The organism is Frankia sp. CoWAU3 (assembly GCF_977971855.1).
Genome location: NZ_CDWWXB010000245.1, coordinates 1 through 4700 on the forward strand (window position 1 = coordinate 1; position 4700 = coordinate 4700).

Annotated in this window: 5 protein-coding genes; 4 read left to right on the top strand and 1 reads right to left on the bottom strand. The window is 68.6% G+C overall.

The genetic code is table 11. The features are described from left to right. Both AC08ON_RS16390 and AC08ON_RS16395 read left to right on the top strand, forming a co-directional pair. A partial coding sequence (locus tag AC08ON_RS16390; protein WP_476606703.1) for a hypothetical protein occupies positions 1-1105 on the top strand: 1105 nt, incomplete at its 5' end. A 390-nt stretch (positions 1106-1495) separates the two neighbouring features. Next, positions 1496-1990: an LppP/LprE family lipoprotein gene (locus AC08ON_RS16395; RefSeq protein ID WP_476606702.1), complete on the top strand. Its 495-nt coding sequence runs from the start codon at positions 1496-1498 to the stop codon at positions 1988-1990. Positions 1991-2154: 164 nt separating this feature from the next. Here AC08ON_RS16395 and mce read toward each other — a convergent pair whose 3' ends face one another. Then, positions 2155-2580, bottom strand: a complete 426-nt coding sequence (gene mce / locus AC08ON_RS16400) for a methylmalonyl-CoA epimerase (protein ID WP_476606701.1) — start codon at positions 2578-2580, stop codon at positions 2155-2157. 399 nt (positions 2581-2979) lie between these two features. On the opposite strand from mce, the gene AC08ON_RS16405 reads away from it, so the two are divergent. Together AC08ON_RS16405 and AC08ON_RS16410 are read left to right on the top strand one after the other, a co-directional pair. Then, the gene (locus AC08ON_RS16405) at positions 2980-3414 is read left to right on the top strand and encodes a MerR family transcriptional regulator (RefSeq protein WP_476606700.1); all 435 of its coding nucleotides are present in this window, start codon (positions 2980-2982) and stop codon (positions 3412-3414) included. A gap of 410 nt (positions 3415-3824) precedes the next feature. Next, complete coding sequence (locus tag AC08ON_RS16410; protein WP_476617282.1) at positions 3825-4382, top strand: MerR family transcriptional regulator; 558 nt, start codon at positions 3825-3827, stop codon at positions 4380-4382. Positions 4383-4700 lie beyond the last annotated feature (318 nt).

Genomic DNA, 4700 nt, shown 5'->3' on the forward strand with positions numbered 1-4700 from the left:
TCGCCTCGTCGAGGCGTGGCAGGCCGCCGCACTGGAGCAGGCCCTGACCGAGCTGAACATCCCAATGTCCTCGCTCCCTGGACTACTGCCGCCCGAGTGGCGGACAGTGGACCCGACACGGGAGGTGAGACCAACGGACAGGCGACAGCTCTTCGAGGGCGTGGGCGGGCTCACCGCCGCAGCGGTACTCGCAGCCACGTCCGACGTGCGCGACCAGCTCGACGGCGCCCGGCCGCAGGCGTTCACGGTGACCGAGCTGGAGCTCCAGCTCGCCGACCTTCGGCGCGACCGATGGTCGGTCGCGCCCGCCGTGTTGTTCCCGCCCGCGTTCGATGCGTGGCAGCAGGTTGAGGCGATGCTCAACCGCCGGGTGCTCCTGCCTGCCGCGCGCAGGCTGACCCTGATGGCCGGCCATTTCGCGGTCGAGCTCGCCACGGTCGCGCGGTTCGGCGGTGATGACCGGCTCGGCCGCCGTTTCGCCGATATCGGTCAGGAGCATGCCACGGCAGCCCGGGACCCCCTGCTGGCCGGCGACATCGCCGGGCTGCAGTCCTGGATCGCCATGGACGCCGACCACTGGTCAGTGGCTGCGGACCATGCCGCCCACGGTAGGCAGACAGCGCACCCGTCGCAGCATGCGCGCCTTGCCGGCTACGAGGCCGCCGCCGCCGCAGAGGCAGGCGATCATCGGCGGGCGGCCGAAGCGGCGACCGTGATGCGCGCCGGGATGGCTGCGGGCCGCCGCAACCCGAAGCCGTGGAATGACCCCGATGAGGAGCTCTACGTCGCGCTCGTCGCGGCGGCCACGCCGGGAGCCGGCCGGATTGCGATCCACCACGGGGGGCGCGCGGCCGACGCGTTCGTTGCGACCCGGGCCCATCAGGGGGTCGGGCTCGGTCGCCTCGCGGTCGCCCGCGGGCATCTCGATGGCGACCGCCCCGATCCCGAGGCGGCGGCGGCCTCCGCCATCGCCGCGTTGGATGCGGTGGCGGAGGCGCCGAACATGCCGGTGCAGCAGCGTGCCCGTATGCTGCACCAACAGCTCTCCCCATGGCCGTCGGAGCCGCTGGTGCAGGAGCTGGGCCGCCGGGTTGCCGCCGTCTGAGCCCGCGCCGAGTGGTTACAGATCCGGTACGTCTGGTTCCGTCCAGACCGTGCCACGGTTAGCCTCCCCAGCGTGGTCTGGAACAAGCGCGGGAACACCGGCGGCGGCGCCTCGTCCGGCAGCGGGGGCACGAAGCGTGGCGGGTCGGGAAGGACTCCGCTCAACGACGGTGAAAGATCAACAAACCTCAGCTGCCCCCCTTTGCCACAGGTAGTGCCCCCGACGGCACGGCTTCCCGCCCGTTCCGGTGTGGAGCCTGCCGGATCCGCCGGCCGGGGGGCGGACCGGTCCGCATCGTGGCGACATACCGGCCATACCCCCTAACTGGTCGGCGCCCACCGAAGAGGGCATCTAGGTTGGGTCGGGTCAGCACGGAACCTGGGAGGTCTCATGGCGCTACGTCGCGGACTTGCCGTTTCAGTGATGATCGGTACGCTCACCCTGATGGGCGGGATCGCCGGAACAGCCTCCGCTGCCTCATCCACCTCCGGCGCGCCGGCGCTGGGCATCGCCAACGCCGCGGCGGTGGTCCGATCGGCGGGGTACACGCCGATCGTCCTCGGCGGTTATGACCGGAGCAACGATCTCAGCGTGATCGTCGGACTGCTGTCGACATCCGGGGACGGGCATCCGCAGCGGGCGTTCTTCTTCCATCGTGGCCGGCTCATCGGCTACGACTTGCCGCAGCCGAGCGCCACGATCCGCTGGATCTGGTCCACCGACCGGGTCGTCGCCCTCCAGTACGATCTCTACCGGCCAAGCGACCCGATGTGCTGCCCGACAGCGGGTGGTGCGACCGTGCGTTACCAGTGGAACGGTTCATCGGTGGTCCCGCTCGATCCGGTCCCGACCGCGAACGTGTCCGCCGCGAAAAGCCGCCGGTGATCCGCGATCGGTGATCCCCGGTCCATGATCCGCCATGGACCGGGACCGGGGTCGGGGCCGTCGCCGGGTGCGCCGCCGGGGATTCATCGCCCCGCGCCTTCGCTGCCCCGCCCGGACAGGGGCCGGCCAGGGGATGGCTGCGACGCGGGGTCGTCCGGCCCGGCTCAGTGCCCCTCGGCGGCCTCGACGAGTTCGGTGAGCACGCCTCCGAGACCCTTGGGATGGATGAACGCGATCCGGCTGCCGGCGGTGCCGTGCACCGGAGTCTTGTTGACCAGATCGAATCCGGTCATGGTCAGGGCCGCCAGGGCGCTGTCGATGTCGGCGACGCCGTAGGCGATGTGGTGGATGCCCGGCCCCCGCTTGGCCAGGAACTTCCCGATCGGGCTGTCCTCGCGCAGCGGTTCCAGCAGCTGGACGTGGGAGTTCCCGGTCTTGCCGCTGTGGACCAGCAGCATCGCTTCGCGCACCCCTTGGCGCTCGTTCTCCTCCTGGTGCACGACCTTCAGACCGAATGCCTCCTCATAACGGGGGATGGCCTCGGTGAGGGAAGCCACCGCGATCCCGACGTGGTCGATCCTGGTCAGCACAGCCGTCTCCTCGTTCTGCCGGCCCGCGATCGGGGCCTGTCCGCCGATGTCCCACCGCCCCTGGCGCGAAGCGATGGGGTCCGCACTGAGCCTGCCGGTTCACGATCCCGGCGTCGACCGATCGGCCCCCGTGACGTGAGTGGAGTCCGCGGACGTGGGGTGACGTGGGCGACCCGAGCGGGCCCCACTCTGCCCGCTGCCTCGCCAGGGGTCCACGTCGCCGGCGTGGTTGCGGATGCTGTCGTGGGTGGGCGTTGCTCTTCCAGTGTGTTCACGGGGTGGCGGTGTGGAGTTCGGGGCCTCGTCGTGGACTCCGTTCGAGTCTCCGCGGGACAGGCCGTAGAGTCGAGTGTCAACCATTTTAGCCCGAGTCTTCGAGGCACGAACGTAAGGGTTACGGTGTCCACGACGCGTCGCGATCGTTCCGCGTTCCGCGCGGCCCGCGGAAACACCCGTCAGATAGGTGAGGTTGCCGAGCGGGTCGGGCTTTCGCTGCGCGCGGTCCGGTACTACGAGGAAGCCGGACTGCTTACTCCCGCTGGACGTACGCCGGGTGGCTTCCGCCTGTACGACGACGAGGCTGTCGATCGACTGCTGGTCATCAAGAAGATGAAGTCGCTGGGGTTCACGTTGGAGGAGATGCGGTCGCTGTTGTCGGTGCGCGACGAGCTGTCGGATCCGACGATCTCCGAGAGTCGGCGGACCGAACTGCGCGAGCGGCTGCATACCTGGGTCGTGCTGGCTGAGGAGAAGCTGGCCACCCTGCGGCAGCAGGCGGGAGTCGCGGAGGACTTCGTCATCGGCCTGCACGGTGATGCGGATCGGACGGTATGACGGACTCGTGAATCCATGGTCACCTCGTCCGAGATGGGTGCCGGAACCGCCATGAGGGGCCCACGTCCCGAGGTCGGGGCCGTCGGGATCGTCCGATCTCGGCAAGAGATCCGATTTTGCCCGGACGCCCGGTTCGTGCAGGTTGTCTCGTCCGCCCGGGTCCTCCGCTGCGTCAAGGTCATCCGTTTTGTAAAGCTGTCTATTTTGTGGGAGCTACCTGGTTCGCCGGGGTGACCGGGATCCGGGGTGGCGGCCGGCGCTGGGACTCCTGTGGAGCAACCGGAGTCCGCTGGTGACCGACGTCACGGTCGGCGTCGGCCGTGGATTACTAGATCTTTACCGGTCCTGTGTAGCTGCGGGTGGCCGATACTAGAGACGCTTGACACTCGAATACCAGTCGCCATGCTCACGTGATAAGGGTTGAATTGTCCATAACCAGCAGCGCCGGGTCTTCCGCCGATGCCCGTGACGGCCGCTACCGGATCGGTGACGTTGCCACCCTGGTGACCTTGTCCCTGCGTACCGCCCGCTTCTACGAGGATGCCGGCCTGCTCGCGCCGGTAGGCCACACCTCGGGTGGTTTCCCGCTGTACGACGATGACGCACTCGACCGGTTTTTCCTCATCAAGAAGATGAAACCGCTGGGGTTCACACTCGAGGAGATGCGCTCTCTCATCACATTGCGTGAGCGGATCGGCCAGCCCGATCTTGCCCCGGATCATCGCAGGGAACTGCGGGAACGGTTGAGAACCTGGGTTACCCTGGCCGAGGAGAAGCTCGCATCTCTGCAGGAACAGGTGCGTCTCGCCGAGGACTTCATGATTGGGCTGCGGGACGATACCGCCCGGTCGCTGCGGGAAAGCCCGGATCGCCGGGACGTTGCCGATCAAGACGATCTTGGTCCCGGTCGCCTGGACAGCTCGTTCCTCGATTTTCTCGATGATCTCTTCGGGCCCGAGGAGAACTGACCTGGCCCGGCATCACGAGGCACAGCGCCCCCACCGGCCTGGCCGCGGTGGCGTGACCTCATGTCCCGTGGCGGTGGTCGAGCCGCGCTGCTGGAGATCGGTGACGGTCCGGGACTGGGGTTCGTCACCGAACTGCGGCCTTCCCGGGCAGGGACACCCTCCGGCGGTCGGCTCGACACGGGTCGAGGGTCGGCGGGTGCCGCCCGGGTGGACCGGACGATCCGGCGGGGGCGCCACGGGATCCGGGACCGCTCGGGCAGGCGTCGTCGTCCGTATCCCCTTGGGGTTGTTAGCTGTTGTCGAATCGGCGTCTGATAG

Coding starts and splice junctions, on each gene's coding strand:
- AC08ON_RS16395 (WP_476606702.1), top strand. CDS start 1,496: ATGGCGCTACGTCGCGGACTTGCCGTTTCAGTGATGATCGGTACGCTC.